Annotated in this window: 14 protein-coding genes and 3 pseudogenes; 6 read left to right on the top strand and 11 right to left on the bottom strand. The window is 37.6% G+C overall.

The genetic code is table 11. The features are described 5' to 3' along the window. Window positions 1–69: 69 nt before the first annotated feature. From NSQ85_RS04940 to NSQ85_RS04930, 3 genes and pseudogenes are all read left to right on the top strand, one after another. Window positions 70–357 carry a hypothetical protein gene (locus NSQ85_RS04940; protein ID WP_100273167.1) on the top strand — a complete coding sequence of 96 codons (288 nt, stop codon included), beginning with the start codon at window positions 70–72 and terminating at the stop codon, window positions 355–357. A gap of 710 nt (window positions 358–1,067) precedes the next feature. Continuing rightward, window positions 1,068–1,685, top strand: a complete 618-nt coding sequence (locus tag NSQ85_RS04935; RefSeq protein WP_179973857.1) for a LysE family translocator — start codon at window positions 1,068–1,070, stop codon at window positions 1,683–1,685. A gap of 284 nt (window positions 1,686–1,969) precedes the next feature. Then, a pseudogene (locus NSQ85_RS04930) lies at window positions 1,970–2,104 on the top strand (ISL3 family transposase); the annotation flags it as partial. Between the two features lie 519 nt (window positions 2,105–2,623). On the opposite strand, the pseudogene NSQ85_RS04925 reads toward NSQ85_RS04930, so the two are convergent. After that, window positions 2,624–2,827, bottom strand: a pseudogene (locus NSQ85_RS04925) (accessory Sec system protein translocase subunit SecY2); the annotation flags it as partial. A 115-nt stretch (window positions 2,828–2,942) separates the two neighbouring features. Beyond that, window positions 2,943–5,036, bottom strand: coding sequence for a glycosyltransferase (locus NSQ85_RS04920; protein ID WP_179973858.1), 2,094 nt, complete (start codon window positions 5,034–5,036; stop codon window positions 2,943–2,945). A gap of 653 nt (window positions 5,037–5,689) precedes the next feature. Between NSQ85_RS04920 and NSQ85_RS04915 the strand changes: the two genes are divergently transcribed. After that, window positions 5,690–6,834 (top strand): IS3 family transposase gene (locus NSQ85_RS04915; RefSeq protein WP_179970608.1). Its coding sequence is split into 2 segments (ribosomal slippage): window positions 5,690–5,951 and window positions 5,951–6,834, totalling 1,146 coding nucleotides; the frame shifts between segments, so codons are not numbered across the junction. 348 nt (window positions 6,835–7,182) lie between these two features. Beyond that, window positions 7,183–7,665: a hypothetical protein gene (locus NSQ85_RS04910; RefSeq protein WP_232086263.1), complete on the top strand. Its 483-nt coding sequence runs from the start codon at window positions 7,183–7,185 to the stop codon at window positions 7,663–7,665. A gap of 272 nt (window positions 7,666–7,937) precedes the next feature. On the opposite strand, the gene NSQ85_RS04905 is transcribed toward NSQ85_RS04910, so the two are convergent. The 9 genes and pseudogenes from NSQ85_RS04905 to NSQ85_RS04865 form a co-directional block, all read right to left on the bottom strand. After that, window positions 7,938–11,117 (bottom strand): SMC family ATPase, encoded by a 3,180-nt coding sequence (locus NSQ85_RS04905; RefSeq protein ID WP_340781293.1) that lies wholly within the window; start codon window positions 11,115–11,117, stop codon window positions 7,938–7,940. After that, the gene (locus NSQ85_RS04900) at window positions 11,114–12,322 is read right to left on the bottom strand and encodes a metallophosphoesterase family protein (RefSeq protein WP_179973860.1); all 1,209 of its coding nucleotides are present in this window, start codon (window positions 12,320–12,322) and stop codon (window positions 11,114–11,116) included. The genes NSQ85_RS04905 and NSQ85_RS04900 overlap by 4 nt, the downstream gene beginning before the upstream one ends. A 171-nt stretch (window positions 12,323–12,493) precedes the next feature. After that, window positions 12,494–12,613 (bottom strand): annotated as a pseudogene (locus NSQ85_RS04895) (IS3 family transposase); the annotation flags it as partial. A gap of 561 nt (window positions 12,614–13,174) precedes the next feature. Beyond that, on the bottom strand, window positions 13,175–16,255 hold the full coding sequence (locus NSQ85_RS04890) for a glycoside hydrolase family 2 TIM barrel-domain containing protein (protein WP_179973861.1): 3,081 nt from the start codon (window positions 16,253–16,255) through the stop codon (window positions 13,175–13,177). A gap of 3 nt (window positions 16,256–16,258) precedes the next feature. Continuing rightward, entirely contained in the window at window positions 16,259–18,163 is a 1,905-nt protein-coding gene (locus tag NSQ85_RS04885; RefSeq protein ID WP_179973862.1) for a PTS sugar transporter subunit IIA, read from the bottom strand. Window positions 18,164–18,265: 102 nt separating this feature from the next. Beyond that, on the bottom strand, window positions 18,266–19,312 hold the full coding sequence (gene galM, locus NSQ85_RS04880) for a galactose-1-epimerase (protein ID WP_179972063.1): 1,047 nt from the start codon (window positions 19,310–19,312) through the stop codon (window positions 18,266–18,268). A 69-nt stretch (window positions 19,313–19,381) separates the two neighbouring features. After that, window positions 19,382–20,383 carry a UDP-glucose 4-epimerase GalE gene (gene galE / locus NSQ85_RS04875; RefSeq protein WP_179972064.1) on the bottom strand — a complete coding sequence of 334 codons (1,002 nt, stop codon included), beginning with the start codon at window positions 20,381–20,383 and terminating at the stop codon, window positions 19,382–19,384. A 29-nt stretch (window positions 20,384–20,412) separates the two neighbouring features. Next, window positions 20,413–21,894 carry a UDP-glucose--hexose-1-phosphate uridylyltransferase gene (gene galT / locus NSQ85_RS04870; RefSeq protein ID WP_179972065.1) on the bottom strand — a complete coding sequence of 494 codons (1,482 nt, stop codon included), beginning with the start codon at window positions 21,892–21,894 and terminating at the stop codon, window positions 20,413–20,415. 19 nt (window positions 21,895–21,913) lie between these two features. Beyond that, complete coding sequence (locus tag NSQ85_RS04865) at window positions 21,914–23,080, bottom strand: galactokinase (RefSeq protein ID WP_340781287.1); 1,167 nt, start codon at window positions 23,078–23,080, stop codon at window positions 21,914–21,916. 140 nt (window positions 23,081–23,220) lie between these two features. Here NSQ85_RS04865 and NSQ85_RS04860 point away from each other — a divergent pair, with 140 nt between their 5' ends. Then, window positions 23,221–24,216, top strand: a complete 996-nt coding sequence (locus tag NSQ85_RS04860; protein WP_340781285.1) for a LacI family DNA-binding transcriptional regulator — start codon at window positions 23,221–23,223, stop codon at window positions 24,214–24,216. The last annotated feature ends 406 nt before the right edge of the window (window positions 24,217–24,622 follow it).

Genomic DNA, 24,622 nt, shown 5'->3' with positions numbered 1-24,622 from the left:
AAATTCTATCTTTTTTTGATTGCGATTCACTATTTTTTGTGTATAATTATAACATATAGTAGGAAATTTATGAAAAACATTGAAGATAGTATTACCACTGCCCCTAGAACAGGGGTACTTGCAGATTTTTTTGAAAAAACTGCATTAGGCGAGTTGGGAGAGCCAAACAATACTTATTTAAGTGATATTAATTTATTTAAAAATGACGAAAAAATATTATCTTTTTATTTAAATCATAGAAAATTACAAGGACAATTTGACAAGCATTTCTACTCAAGTATTCCCTTTATATTAGAAGAAGAATGTCGCGTTGGCTCAGCATTAAAAGATTACTTAGAAAAAAGAGATGGTACATAGTATTTATATGTTCTCGGAGCCGCTGAAGGAACAATGGCTAGAACAATTGGAAATTTGAGCAATGGTAAGATAAAAACTTTATCTTGTAGCCCAACAAAAGCTAATCAGGATAATTTTTTTAGATATGGTAAGCCACTACATTCCAAATTTATCCTATCCCCTTACAATAAAATAACCAACTCAAATATCAGAGAATTATTTCCTAATTTCAATGGTTTTGACGTCATAATAGAAGATACAACATTTCAGATGTACAAGTCCAGATAGAGCTAAACAAATAAAATTTACAAAAGAAAAGCTGAAAAAAGATGGTATATTTGGTTTTATTGAGAAATTTTCCAATAAAGATATTACGGAATTTCTAAAACGAGAACATATCAAAGACTCACTTTTTAAAAATAGATTTTTCTCACAAAAAGACATTCAATTGAAAAAAAACAATGTATTAACAGATATGAATAATGGTCTTGTTACAATTGACACATTTAAAAACATTTTAGCTGACTTCTTTAAATATGCTGTTATAAACTGGAATTCTGGAAATTTCTATACAGTCTACGCATCTAATAGCAAAAATAATCTTTTAAGCTTTTTATCTAATATGACACCAGCATTAACCCCTAATTAGTTTGTACATACCGATCTTCCAGTTGCATTGCTGAACTTAAATAAAAACGAAATAAAATACAGAGTAATAAAGGAAAAATAATATGTCACTATCTACTTGGATATCATACACTATCGCTTGCATTCTACTTATTTCCCCTCCTGGACCAACAGTAACTTATCTTATAACTACTAGTATGACTCATGGGAAAAAAACTGCTTATGAAATTGTTTGGGGAAGTTTCTGGGGAGGACTTGTTTGTCTAATCCTCTCCTTTATTGGGATTGGAGCTATACTTAAAACTTCAGAAACCTTGTATGCAATTTTACGTCTACTTGGGATCGCTTATCTTATTTATTTAGGAATCAAAAGTTTTCTTGATGCTAATAAGGTAAAAGATAAAACTGAAAAAATGGTACCTCCTGAAAAAGGAGAAGCCTTTAAAAATGGATTTTTATTGATATTTTTAAATCCTAAAAACATTATTTTCTTTGCTTCGTTTTTACCTCAATTCATTAATCACAACTCTCCGTTTTTATTACAAACTACAATATTAAGTTTGACCTATCTAATTATTGGTTTAATCAACGATTATTTATATAGTTTTTTTGCTTCAAATATTGGAAACGTACTTGGAAAACATTCTGAAAAGTGGATTGCCTACATCGGTGGTGTAGCTATGATACTATCAGCTATAATCGTTGTATTTCAAAATTTTTAGTAAAATTTCAAAGGAATTATCTTAGGAATTAAGAAATTCTCCGAATTATTCATAAATCACTTTTCTACTTCATTAACTTTACTCTAATACCTAAAACTCAACCTCAAATAAATATGACAGGAAAAATTATTTTTAACACATAAACAAAAAACACTCTAAAAATGGCTCTATAATTTCTGTAGTGGGTGAAACCACTGTAGAGATTATAGAGCTTTTTGAGTGTACACAAAAAGTCCCATAAGAACTATAATGAAAAGCGACGAAACTACCATTCGGAAGAACTTATGAGACTTATTAAGAATACCACAGAATTAATCGGAATCAAAGACCAAAATATCGTTATTTCACTTGTTTTTGAAACTGACACTCATATCGAGATTCAAGCAAAACTCGATTACCCTGCACCATCATGTCCTCATTAACACATCCACCTGCATCCGTACCTTTTGCTACTAAATCAGCACCAGCAACTGGGTTAGTCACTTCGTTGTCAGCGAAATAAACTGCTGCTGTATAACTTTCCTTGAAGGAAAACGACTTCTGCTTGATAATAAATAAAATTCTTCTGATTCGCTTCTTCAATGAGTCCTACTTTTCTCAAGGTTAACATTTGATTTATACTATCATCAAATTCGGAAAGAAATGCTATCTTGGTGAGCATACCTATATCCTTTTTTGAAAAAGATTCTACACTCTTCATAGACTACTGTCAAGACTATTTCGAAAGAAGTCTAGATAGAAGCACGAACTTGTCCGATAGCCAGTGAACCGTCCTGTTTAAAGTACATCCACTGGTCATCACCTACTTGGAGGTAGCGACCGTTAGCGAGAATACCTGATTCTGGCTCATAGTAATATTTAATGCCATTTTTTCGATACTTTCCCCCTTAGATTGGCTACCATCTTCCTTGAAGTAATAGAGGTAACCATCAATGCATTGACATCCAGGGTGACAAGCCTACTGAAAAAAGAGACATAGAACTGAGGTTCCCACCCATCATGGCACTAGAGAAACCCAAGGAACCCATGGATCCCCCAAAGATATTTGCATTTTTCAAATCCACAAATGGTAGAACCAAGCGATTTCCTAAACAATAAATAAAGAGGAAAAAGATGGTCCATAACACACATTTGGTGATTATCGATTGACTATTTTTTTTACTGTTACTCCTATTTCCTGCCCTATAGACAGGCTGATGTTATGTCGTTAGAAATGAGACATAAACTAAATTGCAGCCCACTTATCCAAATAATGGATTACAGACTCTTCTTACGCATCTGGCGAATGGTCTCAGCCATCTCCTTCCAACGATCTCTTGAGTAGGTTTGCTGATTATGTTTGGTTGACTTGAGGTCCTCAAATCCTAAGATTGGTTTGTTTTCAAACCTAAAGGCATCAAGAATTTCCACTACTTTTCTACCTGGATTGATATCTAGAAGCAAGTCACTAGTACGGACCAATTCCAAATCTAGCCCATTTAAGCCCGCAATGGCTGAGTAAACCGTCACATTTGGATAGGTAATCAATTGGGCTAGTTTATCCGTCACATGCTGGCGAGAGGCAATTTTAAACTGCACCTTAGGAAGAGCCGAGATAAGATCCGTCAAATGAGGGATTTCTGAAATGTTGGTGTAGACCAAACAAGTAAATGGACGGCCCTTAGGATAAATCATGTCCTCTGAAAGTGGCAATAAAGCGGCATTTTCGGCAACCCCTGACCAATCCATTTGAGCATAGAACCACCAGACCTCACGGTAAGCTTGGCAAGCCAAAGGTAACCAGGGCTTACGGTGTGAAGTATAGTGTAAAACCTTAGGATAGTCTTGACCATTTGGCAAATGGTAACCAGATAGACTAGACTTGGTCACAGCATAGTTGTTGTCAAAAGACAACGTCAACCAGTTGTTACAAAAAACCATATTAAGAATTGACTGCTCCGCAAATGGTACCTTATCATGCCATTCGCTAGTCATGTCAATTAAGTGACGTCTCATGTTGTACTGCTTCCAATAAGCCGTATCAATCACCATGAAGCCTGCATCAAACATTGCCTGACGATCCTGACCTTGAACAGCATAGTCACGTACAGCAGCCAAAGGACGGCCTTGCAAATCAAGGGTAAAGAGGTCTTCCAGAGAACCGGTAACCACCATGTCACTGTCCAAATAAAGAGCTCGTTCCTCAGACACAAAGTCCGCCACAAAATAGCGAAGATAGCTTGCATAGTTGCTATTAGTCTTGAATTGCTTGATATGACTACTATCCACACGACAGTTAATCACTTCACTACCAAAGGCAGCCAAATGACGGTTTAGTCCTCTAAACCACTCTTGAGAGAAATCATCGTTAATCAAGTAAAAACGAATGTTACGATGATGGAAAACGATGGATTTGATAGTCGTAAGCACTTGGTCAACATAAGTATAGTTAGCCGCAAGAACAATAGCACGCTTTTTAGTCTCATAACGTTGAGGAGCTAAACTCAAGACCTGGAATTTCTCCTGAATGGAGCGGTAGGCATCAGAATCCCTGAGACCTTGCTCCTCCACATTTTTCAAGCAAGCCTTTAGCATCTGACGGTAGGTGACCATGTATTTCTCCAAAGGGAAACCATGACTAGCAACAATAGCCAAGCGTTCTTCCATGGCATAAACCAAGGTCATCATCCAGTCTTGCATCCAAGTCGCTGATGGCATCTCTGGACTCTCACGATATACATAAAGTCCCTTGTTGAGATAAACCGTACGCTCACTCATGAGATAGGCTTTAAGGTTGAAAAAGCCATCTTCTCCTGCATGTTCTTTTGGGAAAATCAAGTCATTAAACAAGGAACGTTTGTAGAGTTTCCCAGTGGCTGAGATCAGAGCAATATTGATGTTATTGGTTTCTTCAAAGAGTCCATCAATAATCTGAGCGGGTGAATAGACCCGTTCGTAATAATCTTCATCCTTGATATAACAATAAAAGAGATCTTCCGATTCCTTATAGACACTATAATTAGCTACTGCAATATCTGCCTTGTGTGCTTGAAGCGCCTTATAAAGCTCCTCCAGATAGGTTGGCTCTACCCAATCCTCAGCATCCACATAGGTGACGTAAGTTCCCTTAGCCTGACGAATACCAATATGGCGAGCATCTGAAAGCCCTCCATTATCTTTTTTAAAATAGAGGATGCGAGAATCCTTAGCGGCATATCTACGGCAAATGGCATCACTGTTGTCTGTTGATCCATAATTGATAAGGATGATTTCAAGATTTTGATAGGTCTGACTCAAGACACTGTCTAGACAGGTCTGGAGTTGATTTTCTACATTGTAAACGGGAATAATTACGGAAATTTTTTCTGTCATTTTTTATTTCCTATTTTTTCTAGCTAGTACATTTTTTATTTTCCTGTCTCAAACTTTCATAAGATAGCAAGGAACAGTCTAAGAATCTGATAAGTATTTTACGGTCACAAGATATAAGGGCCGGAAACACATTCTATACACTTTTTCCTTGATTTTATCGAGACCTAACCATGTTAAATTATAACATAGTATCACTTAGTTTTCTAATAGATTAGCTTTTTTATGAGAGTTTTTTTCAAACTAATTTCCTTTTATTTTCAGAAAAAAACTGATAGTTAGGAAGATTGAAATAAGTGGATAGAAAAAGAGATAGCTCAGATGTGAAACTATCTCTTTCTTCCTAAACTTATATTTTCAAATTCCAAAATCGAATAAATTTAACCATATTTCAAATCAAAAAATACAGTCTTTCTTATACTGCTAAAGCGATACAAAATAGACCTGCTATTCTGGTATAGTAAATTTGTAACACTCCTACCTAATAAGTTAAACTATTCATTAGAATAGGAGACGTAACATGAAACACCATCCAGACGAAACACGACAAAAAATTGTTCTACTGCACATTCAAGACGGATTGACCTGATATAATTAAGTTGTAACACCTGTGTATAGTTTGGTAAAATACATACATAATCCAAGGAGATGTTACAATGACAAACAATCGTTACGAGCCTGAGCTCAAACAAAAGGTTCTTCGCCTCTATCTGGAAGAGGGACGAACCAAGAAAAGCCTGACCGAAGAATATAATCTTGGACAAGGCACGCTGACATACTGGTTACAGCAATACCGCAAAGAATGCGATAACAGCCCAACAAAACGGGAAGAATCTGATTCATACGAAGTTGCAAAAAAGCTACGCAAAGAAATTGAAGAACTCAAAAAGGAAAATGATTTTTTAAAAAAAGCGGCAGCATTCTTTGCGAAGGAAATCGATTAGCTCAGTACCAGTTCATCCAGAAATATCAACAGACATTTGGGGTCAGATGGCTTCTTAGAAGAATGAACATCTGTCCAAATGCTTACTATAATTATCTTAAAAACAAAAAACATGCTTATCGTCAGGAAAAGGCAGAGATTCAACGTAAAATTGTTGAAATCTACCACCGCGAAAATGGAGTTCCTGGATACCGAATGATGAACGATTATCTTAAGGGTATCGGAAGCATTCGTTCAGATCTAACAATACATCATTTTATGAATGAATTGGGCTTACGTTCCATCACACGTCGAAAGAAACCAAACTATGTAAAAGGAACTGCCAATAAAATCTTTCCAAACCTTCTGAATAGGGAATTTGATGTAAAAGAACCCAATAAAATATGGTGTACTGATTTTACATATTTAACTCGTCCAGATGGAACAATGCGTTACAATTGCACGATTATAGACCTTTGCGGTCGTGAAGTGGTTGCATCATTAAACAGCAGTCATATCGATACTGAATTGGCAAAGGAAACCTTGAAAATCGCACTAGAACGTCGAAAACCAGCAAAAGGAATTATCCTGCATTCTGATCAAGGGCGTCAATTTACTGCAAAAGAATTCAATAAATTTTGTGATAAAAACTATGTCCAACAAAGTATGAGCAAAGCAGGCTGTCCATATGACAATGCCGTTATGGAAAGATTCTACAATACGCTCAAACACGAATTCTATTATCTCTACATGTTTGATTCAAATGACATTCTTGACCAAAAGCTCTATGAATTCGTTTATGGGAAATATAATCACGTAAGACCACATCGTGCAAACGGTGGACTTACACCTTATGCTGCACGATGTCGTGCAGCGTAAGAAATTTTATACACTAGTGTTACAAAAATGCTTGACTAGGTCAAAGGTAATATAAAGGATATTGATACTAATACTTGAAGAGATATATACAATAAAAGCAAACCTACTTTCATTCAAACAGGGAGCCTATATATCTGCTATAGCAGCTTCTCTAGAAGGGGGTACTGCTTTTATAACAGGAATCATTAAAAAAAGCGCTTAGGGAAAGCTATTAGTGAGTTTACAAAAGATGATTGGCTTGATATCTCTAAAGATAGTGGAATTGGAACTATAAAAGGAAGTACTCGAGGTGTTACCATCTATGCCCTAACAAATTACACAGCCACTCCTGCAGCAGTAGCAAGTTCATTGTGCACTGCTTCGTTTGGTATCGCTGAAGAAGCATACAAATTCCGTAAAAACTTAATCACAAAAGAAGAATTTTTACTAAATTCGCAAATCTTATGTATTGAAGTATCAGTTAGTGCATTATCCTCAATGCTAGGACATGCTATAATTCCAATACCTATTTTAGGAGCGGTTATCGGAAATACTATAGGAACTTTCCTATATGAAATCTCTAAAGATAATCTCACAATGAAAGAAAAATTACTAATAGAAGATTACTTAAAGGAGATACAAGAATGTGGCTATTTTTTAGAGAATGAATTTGAATTACATAACCATCAACTTCAGAGAGAAATCAAGGCTTACTATAAACTTTTAGAAAAGGCATTTTCTTCTGACTATAGCATCGCTTTTCAAGGATCTATAGAGTTAGCAGTAAGTTGTAGTATTAAGGAGGTGGAAATCCTAAAAAATGAGGAAGAGATTGATAATTACTTCACCTAACTAGAAGATTAAAGACTTAGCAAGACATTAGGTAGCTTCATATAACTTGATTAACTTTTGACATAACATCTTCAAATATGATAACAAAAATCCGTCCCCACTTTTTCACGAAGAGGACGGATTAAATATGTTATATGAGTCATCACCTTTTAAAAGTTCTACATAAGTTAGTTGTTGACGCAACTAACTTTTTTCCATTCTGATTAGAACATCTTAGGTATGAACTGCAACTGCGATTATCTGATAAAGAGTATCATATAAACCGTTTCCATCTACCCTTTATCCACAATCTTAATACGGCTACTGCCATCATGCGACTTGATGATAGCTAGTTGTTGGGCGATGCCTTCTTTCATGTCATCCACATGACTGATGACACCGACCATGCGGTTTTCACCGATTTGTTCCAGAACAGAAATGGCCTTGGTCAGGGCTTCCTTATCCAGTGAGCCAAACCCTTCATCGATGAAGAGAGCTTCAACAACGGCACCCTTGCTGGTATTTTGGACAACTTCTGAGAGGGATAGGGCAATGGCCAGTGCGGCGATAAAGGTTTCTCCTCCAGACAAGGATTTGACGGAACGCTCGCTACCTGTCAACTGGTCATAGACGTTAATGTCCAAACCAAAGTGATCACGCGCCCTGCGTCCTTCTTCCCTCAGAACAAAGGAATAGCGATTATCCGTTAAAAGACCGATGTAGTTGGCATTGGCATAATCCAAAATTTGTTGGAAATACTGACGGATAACATAGACTTCAAGATTGAGTCGCCCAGTTAGAGCTGTATTTTCTCCCTTAACCACCTTGACCAAATCACTGAGCTCTTGGTGGGCCTTGAAGGCCTCTTGGTTGCTGTCTTGAAGGGTTTTAGCCGCTTTGTAGGTAGCCGTCGCATCCTTAATCCCCTTCTCCATGACAGAAACCTGAGCGAGCTGCTTATCATAGCTTTCCTGACAATTCTGTACTGCTTGCGCTAGACTATTGAGATCTGGTTGTTCTTGATTTTGGAGAAGCTCTTGTCCCTTACGAATCTGCGCCTGTAATTCTTGTTTGAGCGTTTCATAGGTCGTTAATTTGGCCTGAAGCATAGGAATAGCTTGATTATTTACCTCAACAAGCCATAGTTCGACCTGCTCTAAGTCATTGGCGAGGGCTCCTTCAGCCTTGAGACTTTGCTCTAATTCAGCAGATAATCGCTTAACATCTTGATTTGCCTTATCTTTAGACTTAGTTATACTCTCAATCTGCCCCTTGATTCCTTTAATGTCGGCATAAAGTTGGTTATAGGCCTCGCTATTTTCCTTGACTTGCTTATTATAGAGGTTCAGCTCCTGATGAGCAAGGGAAATCCGTTCTTGATATACCTCAACAGACTCAAGTTCTGGATGAGCTTCCTGCAATTCCTCTAGGCGTTCTTGAGCTTGGTCAAGCACTGCCTTGGCCTCTTGATAGGTTTTAGCCAAATCTGTCGCTTTTTCTTGAGCCTTACCTAGCTCATCTTGATATCGGATATAATCTGTCTCTTCCTTATCATAACGTTTTTGTAACTCTTGATAATACTGCTCAACCTTCAGGAGTAGGGCTTGCCCACGGTCAGTTTCATAGTCTACCGAAAAATCAAAATCAAACCGTCCCTTAACGTGCTCTTCTAATTCTTGATAGTGCTTTTCAAGAGTTACCTTGACTTTAGCCACTTGGTCAAGCAAATCCTGACGTTTAGATGCAACTTCACTCAAGGTAGCCTGACGATTTGATAAAATAGCGACTTGCTTTTCTTTTTGAGCTTGAAGCTTCTCTACCTGATCCATGAGATTTTTCAAGGCCACTTCATCAGCCTGTGCTCCACCAACATTAGGGTGTTCCAGAGCACCACAGACCATACAAGGCTGCCCCTCCTCTAACTCTGCCTGTAGTTGGACAATCATGAGTTGACGGCGTGAAGCCAAAGTCCTTCTTAACTCCTCTTCCAATTCTTTGAGAATTTCTTGAGCTTCATCAATATCAAAAGATAACGTTTGATGACGTTTTTCGGTCTTTGTCAACTCCTTATTCAAGTCCTCTATTTCTTTCAGGTCCTGAGCCAGTTGATTCTCCACACTGTAGCCCACAATCTGGAGGAGTTTTTCAGCCTCATGTAAACTATCTAAACTAAGACGATTAGCCTCCAAGTCATACAAGGACTTGTTAAGCATCTCAATCTCTTTCCTAACCTGCTGATAGGTTTTTTTCAACTGCTTGTAGTTAGTCGTTGAACGTTTGATTTTCTCCTGTTCTTGGGCAAGACTCTGGGCATAAATAATATCCTCTTTCCAAGTTTCAAGCTCCTCTTCTTTTTGAAGAAAATCCTTAGATTGAACTGCGAGTTCCTCTTTTTTAGCCTTAACATCCTCAAACGCCTGTTGCTTTTCACTTAAGGCTTCTTGAGCAATTTCAAGGTCCTGCTCTAATTGCATCAACTGTTTCCGATACTGCTTCAAGGTCCGAATGGTTTCCTGCAGACCTTGAGCGAACTGTAATTCCTCCAGATGCACTTTTGCCTCGGCCTGTCCTTGAGCCCCCTCCTCAATTTCCAGACGGTAACGCTCCTTGGCTTGCTCCAATTCTTGAAAAATCTTTGCCAAATCTTGGGCAGTTTGCAAGCTCTTCTGCAGTTTTGCCAAATCTTCATGGGCAGCCTTCAAGATGCTTTTTTGCTCCGTAAGCCTTTCTTGACGCTGAGACAAAAACTCTTCAAGACGTGTCAATTTTTCAGAGGCTGGCGTTGACGCCAAGACAGCTAATTCTTCCTCAGACCAAACCTGACTGGCAAAGTGACTATCTAGCTGAGCCTGACGCTTATCCATATTCTTATTGCTCTGACGAAGACGCTCTTCCAAGCTCTTTTGAAAACGGTCAAAGATACCTGTCCCAAAGATTTTCTTTAAAATTTGAGTCTTAGTCTTGGAATCTTCCTTCAAGAAACGGCTAAAATCATTTTGCGGTAAGAGGATAATCTGTTTGAATTGCTCGGCATTTAGCCCCAAAATCTGCTCAATCTGGTCACTAACTTCCTTGATTTTATCCCCAAGCTTTTCAATTTCTTGACCACCAATCTTATCCACAATGACTAGAGAAGCCGTCGCTTTTTGAATGGTCGTACCACCGCCTCTCTTGGCCCTCTCTTGCTGAAGAACTCGCTCAATGCGATAAAGATGGTTCCCTTGTTGGAAATAGAAAGTCACCTTGGTCAAATCATCCTCTGGACCAGCAAAGGTTGACCGCATCTCTTCAACATTACGATCACCACTGGCCGTGGCAAACAAGGCCACTGTCATAGCGTCAAAGAGCGTACTCTTACCAGCTCCCGTGTCCCCGCAAATTAAAAAGAGGGGAGCATGGTCAAACTGAGTGAAATTAATAACTTCCTTACGATATGGTCCAAAATTGGTCAATTCTAACTGGACTGGTTTCATTGTCGACTCCTCTCAATCTCCTCAAAAACACTTTCCACAAGGGCAGTCTGTCTCTCTGATAAGACATCGCCCCCAGTTACTGTCTGGTAAAAATCAAATACGATTTCCTGGGGCGACTGCAATTCCAAATCTTTTAAGTGCTGATCAACGGTCAAGTTTTCTTCCCTAACATCACCCAGACGACTGAAAGTAATTTCTACAATGTCTGTCCCATAAACCTCTTCCAGTCGGGCACGCACATTGATACCCTCTAATTCCTTACGACTAGACAGTTGAATATCAAAGGCGAACCAAGCTTTTTGACAAGGTTGATTCTTATAAAATTTAGGTGACATCAAGGTTTCAAAAGATTCCTGTAAAACCACAATCGGACGTTTAACCTCTAGAGTATGGAAGGTCTGAGACATATCACCAGACGCATCCAATTCAAGAATATAGACACCCTTTTTTTCCTTACGCTTGGCTTCTTTGACATTAAAGGCGACTGGACTTCCTGAATATTGCACGCGCTTGGCAGGACTGGCAAAACGCGTATGGATATGCCCTAAGGCAACATAATCGAAAGACTTGAAAAGGTCACTGGTCACATTGGTAAGACCACCTACCGTATTGCTAGTTTCAGACAACATCAGTTCTCGAAGACTTTGACCATCGCTATCATCCTTCTTAGAAACCGCAAAATGCGTCACCAAGATATGTGCCTTGTTAGGATCAAAAGCTTTTTCCATATCCTTAATAATGTAGTTCAAGGCATCACCAATCCCCTGAATTTTCTTTTCCTCATCATCCTTATAGTAAATACGGGCATCAATAGGGTCGATAAAGGGAAGCAGGAAAATCTGGCAATCCTCCAACTCAATAGGCTCAAAAGCCTCCTCCAAACGTGTACTTAAATGAAGGCCCTGATGTTGAAAGAAGTCACGCCCAAAATGTAAACGTTCAGCCCCATCGTGATTACCACTAATCGCATAGACAGGAATCTGCTCCTCCAGTACCAAGCGGGCCAAGGTCTTATTAAAAAGCTTAATCGCATCCACAGGGGGCACCGCACGGTCATAGAGGTCCCCAGAAATGATAACCCCATCCACTTTTTCGCTAATAGCCAAATCCACAATTTGTTGAAAAGCCCACTCCTGCTCCTCCAACAAAGACCAGCCATTGAGGGTTCGTCCTACATGCCAATCTGACGTATGTAAAAACTTCATGACAACCTCCTCATTCATTTTGTCTTACTTCTATTGTACCTTATCAAGCTAAATACTGCTTAAAAGTTTCACAGGCTTTGATAGTTTTCCCGTTTTTTAGCTGTAAAGATCAAAAAATCTCTCCCAAGCTATCCTGTACTGACCCCAAAAAGTTAGACAATTTATGTAAGCAAAGGATTTAGCTCTGTATTGCACAGGATTGAGTCCTTTTAGTTTTACCTTAATGCATTTGTTGTTGTAGTAATCAATATAGTCTAGATTACCCTGCCTCAATTGGTTAAGTAATTTAAATACCTCTAACCAAGAAAATCAATATTATCTATTCTTTTAATTGACTTTTATAGATTCTAAGCATTATCATATAGGTTGGTACTAGTGCACATCTTGTATTTTAGGCAATAATATTTACTCATTTTTCGTTATTGTCAGTACCGATCCTTTTTAAATTTTTCACTACGAAAACCTAAAAATAATCCGAACCCTAAGGGCTCCTGACTTTACTTTATTCTAGGCCTTTTTTATCCGTAGCTTGTTAGCTGACTTGGAACTAGGCATGTAGTATTTACTATTTCCCTACTTGAGATTTTTTATAAGTCACATGCATTATTCCATCTGAACGAATGGTATGATTTTTATTTCTTTTAGAGAAACACCGGTAATAGTTAATTCCTATCTTAAATCACTTGAAATATATTTATAATGTGTTGGAGTGCTAATCAGTACCGCTTGTAGATTTTTGGAAGATACTAACACACTAATGATTTAATCCCCTTTAAAACATGAAAAGAGAAGCCTCCAAAGCTTCTCTTTTATAATTATCAAATAATGTACAACTAGATTCTTAATAACTACCTAATTTAGTGGTTCAATCATGAAGCTTAATTGATAGCTATCTGCTGAGCTAAGCAAGAATTCGTCATGAACTGGAGCACCCCATGAGTCGTCACCACCTACACCCATTTGAGCAGCAAGAACTTTAATCCATGTAGCATCAGATTCTTGCAACTCATATTGGTGACGAGCATTTTCAATTTGTTCAGTACTGTTACGCAAAGCACTGAATTCGAATGCTTTATTAAGTGCGGTGAATTTAAGACCATTATGGTTATCATCAGATACTGTGAATTCACGAGTACCATAGTGATTACCAGATTCTTGTGGCATTAGATATGGAGCAAATGTCTTTTCAACAGATGTTTCATATCGACCAAGATAGGCACCAGGAAGTTTATCACGGTAGCTTTCTTCTGCACCGTATCCATAATAGCTAAGGTTTGTAAATTGTGAACCGATAGCAAATTCTAGACCAAATTCAGGGAAGTTTGGCAAACCTGCTTTACCATCATAGTTTGCAGTAACAAAGATTCGACCCTTGTAGTCAACTTGATAAGTTACCTTAACTTCGACATCAGACAAGCCTGGCAATTCATGAACATAAGTCACTTTAACAGAATCGTCTTCGATTTGAATTTGAGTATCTGTAACTTTACTATAGTTTCCAGCAACCTTCCAGCCTGCCATTTCGAATGGATATCCAGCACCACGATCGTTGTCAGTGTAAGCACGAGTGAAGCTAAGTTTAGGACCTTTCTCAATGAATTCAACACCATTATACTTAGCAGATACTAAAGTATTTTGTGCACGTGAAAGCAAGATTGAGAAGTTTTGTCCTTGAATACCGATGTTGAAGTCGCCTTCAACAACATTCAAAGGTGCTTTAACTGGTGTTTCGGTGCTAATCTTTTCAGCAACATATTGACCACGAACAATTTCATGACCTTTAGGAGCCCATTTAGTTGCTTCCCTCAGAACACAAGCAACTTCGTAAATTTGTTCAGAATTTGAAGCCTCGACTACAAAGTTAACTGGGAATGTTGCTTCTTCACCTGGTTTAACATCAAAGTGATATTCACTTTCGCTAACTTTTCTACCATCTTCGTAAACTCTAGCTAGGAAAGTATAAGCAGAAAGATCTTCGAAGAGATTATCATTCTTGATAGTTACTGATTTTTCATCAACAGCAATCTTAATATTAGAGTAAAGATGTTTAACTGTTTGAAGTTTTGGAGTTAGGGTACGATCTGCAAAGACAATACCATTTCCACAAAATTCGTAGTCAGAAGGTCTATCATGCCAGTCACCACCATATGATAGGAATTCGCTACCATTTGGAAGTGTTTTGTAAATAGCTTGGTCAATGAAGTCCCAAATAAATCCACCTTGGTATTCTGGATATTTCTCTAAGTCAGTGTAGAGTTCCAATCCACCACCAGAGTTACCCATCATGTGCATGTATTCACATGAAATATAAGGTTTTTGAGGATTGTTAGTTAGGTTACCTGAAGCAAAGTGTTTATCACTAACGCTTGAAAGATCAACTAGTTTACCAGTTGTGAGGTATTCTTCAATATCAGCTGGTTTCGCATACATACGACTTTCGATGTCTGTAATGTAATCAAATTCACGACACCATGTAACACCTTCATAGTGAACTGGACGAGTATTGTCAACACTACGGAAGTAATCAGCCATGTCAGCAATATCTTTACCAGCATATGATTCATTACCACAAGACCAAATGATAACACTAGCATGGTTCTTATCGCGTTGGAACATGTTATTGGCACGATCCAAACAAGCAGGCAACCATTCTGGTTCACTAGCTGGGATATTCCATGAAGGTTCGCATAGACCAAGTTTTTGCCATGTACCGTGTGTTTCAAGGTTGGCTTCATCGATAACATAAAGTCCATATTCATCACACAATTCATACCAACGTGTTTGGTTAGGATAGTGTGAAGTACGAACAGCATTGATGTTATGTTGTTTCATCACTTTGATATCCCAAAGCATATCTTCTTCAGTGATACAACGTCCTGTTCTAGCGTTAAATTCGTGTCTGTTAACCCCTTTAAAGACAATTCTCTTACCATTCAAAAGCATAAGTTTATCTTTAATTTCAAAGCGTCTAAATCCAACTTTAACTGGAACGACTTCAACAACTTGGTCATCATCCAAAACATGAAGGATCAAATCGTAAAGTTTAGGACTTTCAGCACTCCAAGGTTTGATTTTAAGATTTTCAAGACTTACAGATAGTTCACCGTCACCATTAACAGATGCATCACCTTCTGTAATGATGCCTTCATAATCTGAAAGAACATATTTAATCTTCTTGTCTTCATAATCACCAACAGTCTTCAAATCAATATCTAATTGACCTGATTTTGTTTGGTAATCATAATCTCCCTTAACAAAGAGATCTTGAACGTGAACTTTTGGAATAGCATACAAGTAAACATCTCTAAAAATACCGTAAAGTCTCCAGAAGTCTTGGTCTTCCAACCAGCTTGCTGTAGAGTAACGATAAACAGCTACCGCCAACTTGTTATCACCTTCAACAAGGTAATCACTAATTTCAAATTCACTAGGTGTAAATGAATCTTCACTGTAGCCTACAAAGTTACCATTGACCCATACAAAGATGGAAGTAGCAACCCCTTGGAATGAGATAAATACTTTTTTATCTTTTAATGCATCATTCAAGGTAAAATGTTTAACGTATGATGCAACAGCATTTGATTCTTGAGGAACTTGAGGTGGACGAAGGAATTCTTTACCATCCCAAGGATATTGGGTATTCACATATTGTGGAGAACCAAAACCTTGAAGCTCTAAATGACCTGGTACATTGATGAAATTCAAATCAGTTTCATCAAATTCTGTTTTATAAAAGTCTTTTAAAACCTGATTTGTATTCTGAGCATAGTGAATTTTCCATTTTCCATTAAGAGATTGTCTTAACTTCATCTCCCCTTCAGAAAATTCTTCAAGAGATTCAAAATACTTATGATCTGAGTGAGCATCAACAGTATTAACGCTAACAATCTTTGGATCGTTTAAATAAGTTTGAATTTTTTCAGTCATGTTCATAGATTATTCTCCTTTTTTGAAGGTAATAACTTCAGACAAGGCTTCTACCTTTTCTCCAACTTCTTGTTCAAGATGGAAAGCACTGAATTTTTCTGAATTAGTTACAGTGACAAGTACTGTGTCATCAAGACCATTTTTCTCAATAATCGGTGACCAGAACTCAAGAAGTTTTTGTCCAACTTCAACACGATCACCTTGTTCTACGTAACTAATGAATCCTTCACCTTTAAGTTTAACTGTTCCAATACCAACGTGTATGAGAACAACGACACCATCATCACTTTCAATACCAATCGCATGACGAGTAGGAAAAATTTGACGAATGGTACCACTAATTGGTGCATAGACAACTCCATCAGTAGGTTTAATGGCGAAACCTTTACCCATGCTACCTGAAGCAAAGCGTTCATCATTAACACTTGAGAGATCAACCAAATAACCAGTTATAGGGGTTACAAGAGATACGACGTTAGATTTAACTTCATTTTCAGAAGTTGCTACGCTAAAGCGATGTTCCAATTCTTCAACAATTTTAGCGTGACGTGCTTCAGTCAAAGTGATTTTACGAGCAATAATGAAGGCTCCGATGAGAATTGCTGCTGCTGGGAAACCAAACATGCTAAGCTTAAAGATAGACTGTTGATGTGTTGTAATTGTTGATGCTGAGGCACCTGTTGTCATACCGGCAGCTACGGCAATTGTAGAAACAAGCCAGTTTGACATCGCACCACTAAGTTTATCAACAAGTGGACGAACTGACAAAGTAAGTGATTCATCACGGTGTCCCAATTTCCATTGACCATATTCTACTGAGTCAGAGATAATCATGAGGATAACAAGGAACACAAGAGGTTGTGGAATAAAGAAGAGTTCAGCAGCAGTCAAGATCATTGGAAGTGATGTTCCTGCAATACTAAAGATTCCGATACCACCGAGCATTACTGCAATACAGCCATAGAACAAACGTTTACGGTTGAATTTACCAGCTAGGCTAGGGAAGAGTGAAACTGAAACCAAACCAATAACTGTATTCAATCCGTAAAGGATTGAGTATTTCCCTGAATCACCAAGGATAAATGTGAAGTAATAAAGTTGAAGAGCATTAAGTGTATTAACACCAAGACCATAGAACCAATATGCGAGAGACAACCACATCAATTGGTCGTTTTTACCAAGAACTTTAAAGACTTGTTTAAAGCTAGTTTTTTCTTTGTTATCACGAAGTTTTGACTCAACTTCACGTGTACCAATACCAACAGCAATTGATGTAATCACACCAATGAGAGCAACGATAAATGCAAACCAGAACCATCCAGATTTATCTCCAGAGCCACTATTGTTCGTCATAGAGAAGAACAAAACGATTGGCATGATGGCAACACCTACAATATTGGCACCAATCGTAGAACCAATACGGGCAAAAGTTGCCATTTTTTCACGTTCGTGACTATCAAGAGACAAGGCAGGAATCATTGACCAGAAACCGATATCTTTAATCGAGTAGAAGACATCCATTACAAGGTAGATAATTCCAAAAAGTACAAGGTACAAGAAAGGATTTGTTTTATTCAAACCACCTAAATCGGTGAAGAGAAGCAACAAGGTGATAGAACTGATGATACCACCACCAACTACCCATGGTTTGAATTTACCATACTTAGTATTAGTGTTATCAATCATATTACCGATCAATGGATCGATAAATACTTCCAAGATACGCAAAGCAGCGATAATGTTAGTAATTAATAGTACGTAGTGACTATCTTGCTTTGGATCACCTGTGTTAAACAAGTGAGTTGTCACAAACATGATAAAGTATGTTGACATGGTTGCATAGAAGACGTCGTTACCGAAAGCACCAGCTGCGTAGGATAAACGAGACTTCATCTGACCTTTAGATTTTTCCATTTCGGAAACCTCCTATTATTTGAATGCGTTTACATTATATAAAAATTGGTTTATACAGTCAATAATTTCAGTGTTTTTTACTAAACTTTTACTAATACATGGTTATCTTGATGAATTAAAGTATTGGAAGCCAATTTCATAGTTTACACTATGGCCTTTATTTAAGATAATATCTCCAAAACCTTTGTGATTAACGGCATCTGGAAGGGTTTGAGCTTCCAGAGCAATAGCTTCACGCCCTTTTGCCATTTTGCCTTTATCTCTTGCAAAGTAAATATTATCTTCGATATCATCCATCGTAAAAATGACTAAACCATTTCTGTTTGAGTAGATTTCAATACCATCTCCGCTTTCTTTGTCATGCAAAATAGCTACTTCTTTCACATGATCACAAGTTCCCCCTTCAACTACAAAGGCATCATCAAAACCATTATTTGCTTCAATTCGAGGTAGCAAGTCAGTTGTCTTTCTAAAATCATAATTCGTTTCATCTACATTAATTTTTTGTCCTGTTGGAATTGACTCATAATCCAACTCTAAACGATAGTCTGAATAGATTTGTAACTCATGACTTGATAAATCCTGTTTGTCGCTAAGATTAAAGTAAACATGGTTTGTCGGATTAAAGACTGTTGACTCTGTAACATCGAAGGCTTCAAAGAGTATTGTTAAGCGGTTATTATTGTCAAGTCTATAACTAATAGAGACTGTAACATCACCAGGAAAGCCATCTACACTTGAATAAAGTCTTCTAATAAATTTTGTCTCAACATATTCATCATTCAGGTTTGTGACATAGTTCCAATTTTGAACCTGCATTCCTTTTGGACCGCCATGTAAGCAGTTTTCTCCCTCATTCTTAGGAAGGCTATAAAGAACCATATTATGAGTATACGAAGCTTTCCCAATTCTTCCAGCAACCCTACCAATGGACTGGCAGGCACATAAATTATTCTTATAGTAATCCTCGAAATCACTGAAACCAAGTACTATATTTTTAAGAGCACCAGTTTCCGTTGGAACCAAAAACTCCTGAAGTGTAGCACCTGTTGTGAGTGTGGAAATGACAACACCATTATTATTTTCCATTGAAATTTTACTGACATCGCCTGAATCAACTTTTCCAATAATTTCGCAGCTTATTTTCATATTATTTCCTCAAAAAAACAAAGAAGTACAACAATTATATATACTCTTTATTTTTGTTTATTATTTTAATTATCCTCGATCATCGTACCCTTTTGGATGGCTAGAATGCCATGCCCAAGCACTTGCGATGATTTTTTCGATGTTATCAAATTGTGGTTTCCATCCAAGAACTGTACGTGCTTTTTCAGATGAAGCAATCAATATATCAGGATCACCAGGACGACGATCAACTTTTTCAGCTGGAATCTCTTTACCAGTTACCTTACGAGCTGCTTCAAGAATTTGAAGGTTTGAAAAACCTGTTGATGAACCTAAGTTAAAGGCTGTAGATTCATTACCTTTACGAAGATATTCAACAGCAAGGAGGTGAGCGTCCGCCAAGTCGAATGGATGCACATAGTCACGAACGTTAGTCCCGTCTGGAGTATTGTAGTCATCCCCAAAGATCATGATTTTTTCACGAACACCTTGAGCTACTTGAAGAATAATCGGTAGAAGGTGAGTTTCTGGACTGTGGTCCTCACCAATCGAACCATCAGGTTTGGCACCCGCCACATTAAAGTAACGAAGAGGGACATACTTGATGCCGTAAGCTTGGTCTGACCACTTCATAATGGTTTCCATCATCAACTTACTTTCACCATATGGGTTGATAGGATTTTGTGGTGTTGTTTCAAGAATTGGAATTTCTTCTGGAATTCCGTAAGTTGCTGCTGTTGATGAGAAGACAATGTATCTAACACCGCATTCGTTCATAACCTCAAGCAATTTAACCATTCCAGCTGTGTTGTTATCAAAATATTTGAGTGGTTTTTCCATTGATTCACCAACCAAAGAATAGGCCGCAAAGTGAATAACAGCATCAACATCAGGGTTTTCTTTGAAGACCTTTCTCATAAAATCCTGATCAGAAAGATCGCCTTGATAGAAAATAGCATCTGGATGTACGGCAGCACGGTGACCTGTTACCAAACTATCTACTACTACTACTTTTTCTTGACCTTTTTCAACTAAGCGATCAACCATGTGAGAACCGATATAACCAGCTCCACCTAATACTAAAATTGCCATTTCTTATCTCCTTTCTTCAGAAAAAACAATTAATCAGCTAAATTTACAAAATCTACAAATGCTTTAAACTGATCCAAGCCTTCACTATTAGTCTTATAAACACCTGCATCTTCTAGTACACGAGCAAAGATATCTGCAACAGATTGTCGAACAACTTCTGTCACTTCCTCAGCCGTAATATTTGGATTTTGAGCTTTGAGTTCATCTGCCCATTCTTGGTGAATTGGAGCAACTTGGTTACCTTGACCTAATAGATAATCTTCAACATCTTTAAGTTCTGTTTTCAAACGAGGTGGAAGAATGGCCAATCCCATAACTTCAATCAAACCGATGTTTTCTTTCTTAATATGTTGAACATCTTTATGTGGGTGGTAGATACCGTCTGGATGTTCTTCAGAAGTTTGATTGTCACGAAGAACCAAATCCAATTCAAATTTGCCGTCTTTTCTACGAGCAATTGGGGTAATGGTGTGGTGAGGTTGTCCATCAGACTCAGCCAAGACACCAGCTTTTTCGTCTGAATAACCACGCCAGCAATTTAAAATTTTGGTTGCAAGAGCAATAAGTCTTTCCTTATCTTCACTTCTTAAACGAAGAACTGACATAGGCCAATTAACAATACCAGTTTCAACATCAGAGTATCCATCAAAGCTAACTTTTTCTTTAATGCCTGCTACTTCCATTGGGAAGGTGTGGCGACCACCTTGATAGTGTTCGTGTGTAAGAATTGAACCACCTACAATTGGAAGATCGGCATTTGAACCTGCAAAGTAACCAGGAAATGCTTCAACAATTGATAGGAGACGACCAAACGTCAATGGACTGATGTGCATTGGTTCGTGCTTACCATAAAAGAAAATAGAATGTTCATTAAAGTAAGCATATGGTGAATATTGGAAGCCCCACTCCTTGTCTTCCATTTGGAAACGAATAACACGGTGATTACTACGTGCTGGGTGATTGATGCGACCTAGATAACCTTCATTTTCCATACAAAGTTGGCATTTTGGATAATCAGAAGCTACCGCATTTTTAGCTGCAGCGATGGCTTTTGGATCTTTTTCAGGTTTTGAAAGGTTAATCGTAATTTCCAAGTCACCGTACTTTGTTGGAGACTTATAGGCGATATTTTGAGCAATTGCCTTTACCTTAACATAATCATTGCGCTTACTGAGAGCATAAAAATCAGCGATAGCTTGTTCTGGATTAGATTTATAGGTATCCCAAAAGTTACGATTTACAACACTAGGACTTGGTGTAATCAGGTCCATGAGTTGAGCACCGATGATATCTTGTTCTTCATTAAGTTCACCTACAGAACCAGCTTTAACACCTGCTTGAAGCAACTGGTCTTTAAGGTCAATCAATTCAGAGCTATCTGTTTCAACATCAGCAACTCCTTCTCCAACCAAAGCAAAAACTTTGTTTGTCAAATAGATACGGTCCAATTCCTCATAATCACTATTTTCAATAACCTGAGTTACAAAAGTGTTTACTAAATTTTCAGCCATAATCTCTACTTCTTTCTCATTAATCAAGTACTCGTGCACCGCCAGCTACTTCAGCGATATAGAAGCTTGGTGCATAACCAACGACTTCTTCATAACGTTGACCAACTGCTTTTTTGAAATCTTCAACTTTATCTTTGTTTACAAGTGCGATGGCACATCCACCAAATCCCGCTCCTGTCATACGAGCTCCAAGAACACCTTCTTGTTCCCATGCTGTGTGTGCCAAAGTATCAAGTTCAAGACCTGTAACTTCGTAATCATGTTCCAATGATACGTGAGAAGCATTCATAAGACGACCAAAGCCTTCCAAATCTCCTGCTTCAAGAGCTTTACGGGCTTGAAGTGTACGTTGATTTTCAAGAACTGCATGGCGTGCACGTTTGATACGATTTTCATCTTTAATCAAGTAGCTGTATGCATCGAATGTCCAGAGGTCCAATTCACCAAGTGTTTGGATATCAAGTGTTTCTTGGAGTTCAGATACTGCTGTTTCACATTCAGCACGACGTTCATTGTATTTAGAATCAGCCAATTCACGACGTTTGTTAGTGTTCATGATAACAACAACATTGTCTTTAAGGTCAAGGGGTATCAAGTCATACTTTAGAGTATTTGTGTCCAAGTAAATCGCACATTGATCAGCTCCCATACCAATAGCGAATTGGTCCATGATACCAGAGTTAACGCCGATAAAGTCATTTTCAGTTTGCTTACCGATTTTAACCAAGTCAAGGCGTTCCAATTTAAGGTCATAAAGTTTTTCAGCAATAACACCAATCAACAATTCCAAAGATGATGATGATGACAAGCCTGATCCATTTGGAATGTTACCATAAATGTAAATATCCATACCTGAATCAATCGTATGCCCAGCTTCTTGCAAGAAATGAAGAACACCTTTTGGATAGTTTGTCCAGTTGTGTTCTTTTTCAAAACGAAGATTTTCAAGTGGCACTTCGATGATTCCCTTCTCTTCAAAGTTAGCTGAGAAGAAACGCAAAACTTTGTCATCACGTTTGCGGGCCGCTCCGTAAGTACCTAGGGTAATAGCTACCGGAAGGACGTTACCTCCATTGTAGTCCGTATGCTCACCAATCAAATTAATACGACCTGGAGAAAAGAAAGTATGGTCTGCTTCTAAACCAAAAACTTCTTTAAACTTTTCTCTCAATTGTTCTGCTTTCATTTATGTTTCCTCGTTAAACTTATTTTTTATAGTTATAGTGTAACCCCTTTCACATGGAAAATCAATATTTTTACTATTTTTTTAGTAAAATATAGGTAAAAAATAAAAGTTATGTTATACTGAAATATGAGGAGGATACTATGGCTACATTAGCAGATATCGCAAAATTAGCAGGTGTATCTATTTCAACTGTTTCACGTGTTCTTAATAAAGATGAAACTCTTTCCGTAACAGAGGATACTAGACATCGGATATTAACTATCGCTGATGAAATCGGATATACTAAATACAAAACAATTAATAATTCAAAAAAAGAAAAGTATCAAGTGGCAATTATTCAATGGGTTAGTGAAGAACACGAGTTAGATGACATCTACTATTATAATATTAGACTTGGTATTGAAATAAGAGCCTATGAACTAGACTACGAGATGCTTCACTTTTTCAACGACATTCCTTCAAGTCTAGGAGAGGAGGTCGTTGGTGTACTATGTATCGGAAAATTTAGTCGTGAACAAATTGCGAAACTAGAAAGACTAAAAAAGACTCTGGTCTTTGTTGATAGTGATACTCTTAATCAAGGACATCCATGTGTTACTACTGATTTTGAAAACTCCGTACAATCGGCACTCTGTTATCTTAAAGAACAAGGTTGTAATAATATAGGCCTACTCATTGGGCAAGAAAAAACAACAGATGCAACTGAAATCATCTCTGATCCTCGTTTACGTTCTTATCGGAACTACTGTATGGAAAAGGGAATCTATGACCCTCTTTTTATTCTGACTGGTGACTTCACTGTCCAATCTGGCTATGAACTTCTTGATTCTAAGATTAAGAGTGGAGCTACTTTACCTGATGCTTACTTTGCGGCTAGTGATAGTCTAGCTATTGGTGCACTCAGAGCACTTCAGGAAAATGGTATCAAGGTCCCTGACGACATTCAAATTATCTCTTTTAACGATACAACTCTAGCTAAACAAGTATATCCTCCACTTTCTAGTGTCACTGTCTATACAGAAGAAATGGGACGAACAGCTATGGATATTCTCAATAAACAATTATTAGCACCTCGAAAAATACCAACACTTACTAAACTAGGAACAAACTTAACATTAAGAAACAGTACAAAATAGGTAAATCATATCTTCACTATTTTCTACGGTTTTGAGATCATAATTACAATATTCAGATAAATGATACCTTTTACTCCAATGTCTAGTTTTTTAGAGATAACGATTTGAACCATAAACCTGAATAGGAAAATAACATACATAAATTGATTTAAACTAGAGATTTTCATAGAATAACAAATACTAAGGAAAATACTATACCTGCTCAATCTCTTTTTAAAGCACTTTAAAAGACAGTACTAACTTAAACAACAATAATCCGTCTTACTTCATCAAGAGTGAGATGGATTATTTTTTCACCATTAAAAAGTTTGAAAAGCGGCTCAATTATCTACTCACCCCAAATAGATTGAATCCCATAGTCAAACTAAGGAAATTCTCTATTTTTGAACTAAAGTTCAGTGTAAAA

Source organism: Streptococcus sp. FSL L8-0526 (assembly GCF_038007145.1).
Lineage (GTDB): Bacteria > Bacillota > Bacilli > Lactobacillales > Streptococcaceae > Streptococcus > Streptococcus thermophilus.
The sequence above is the reverse complement of the archived record's forward strand: the minus strand, read 5'-3'. Positions and strand labels throughout refer to the sequence as shown.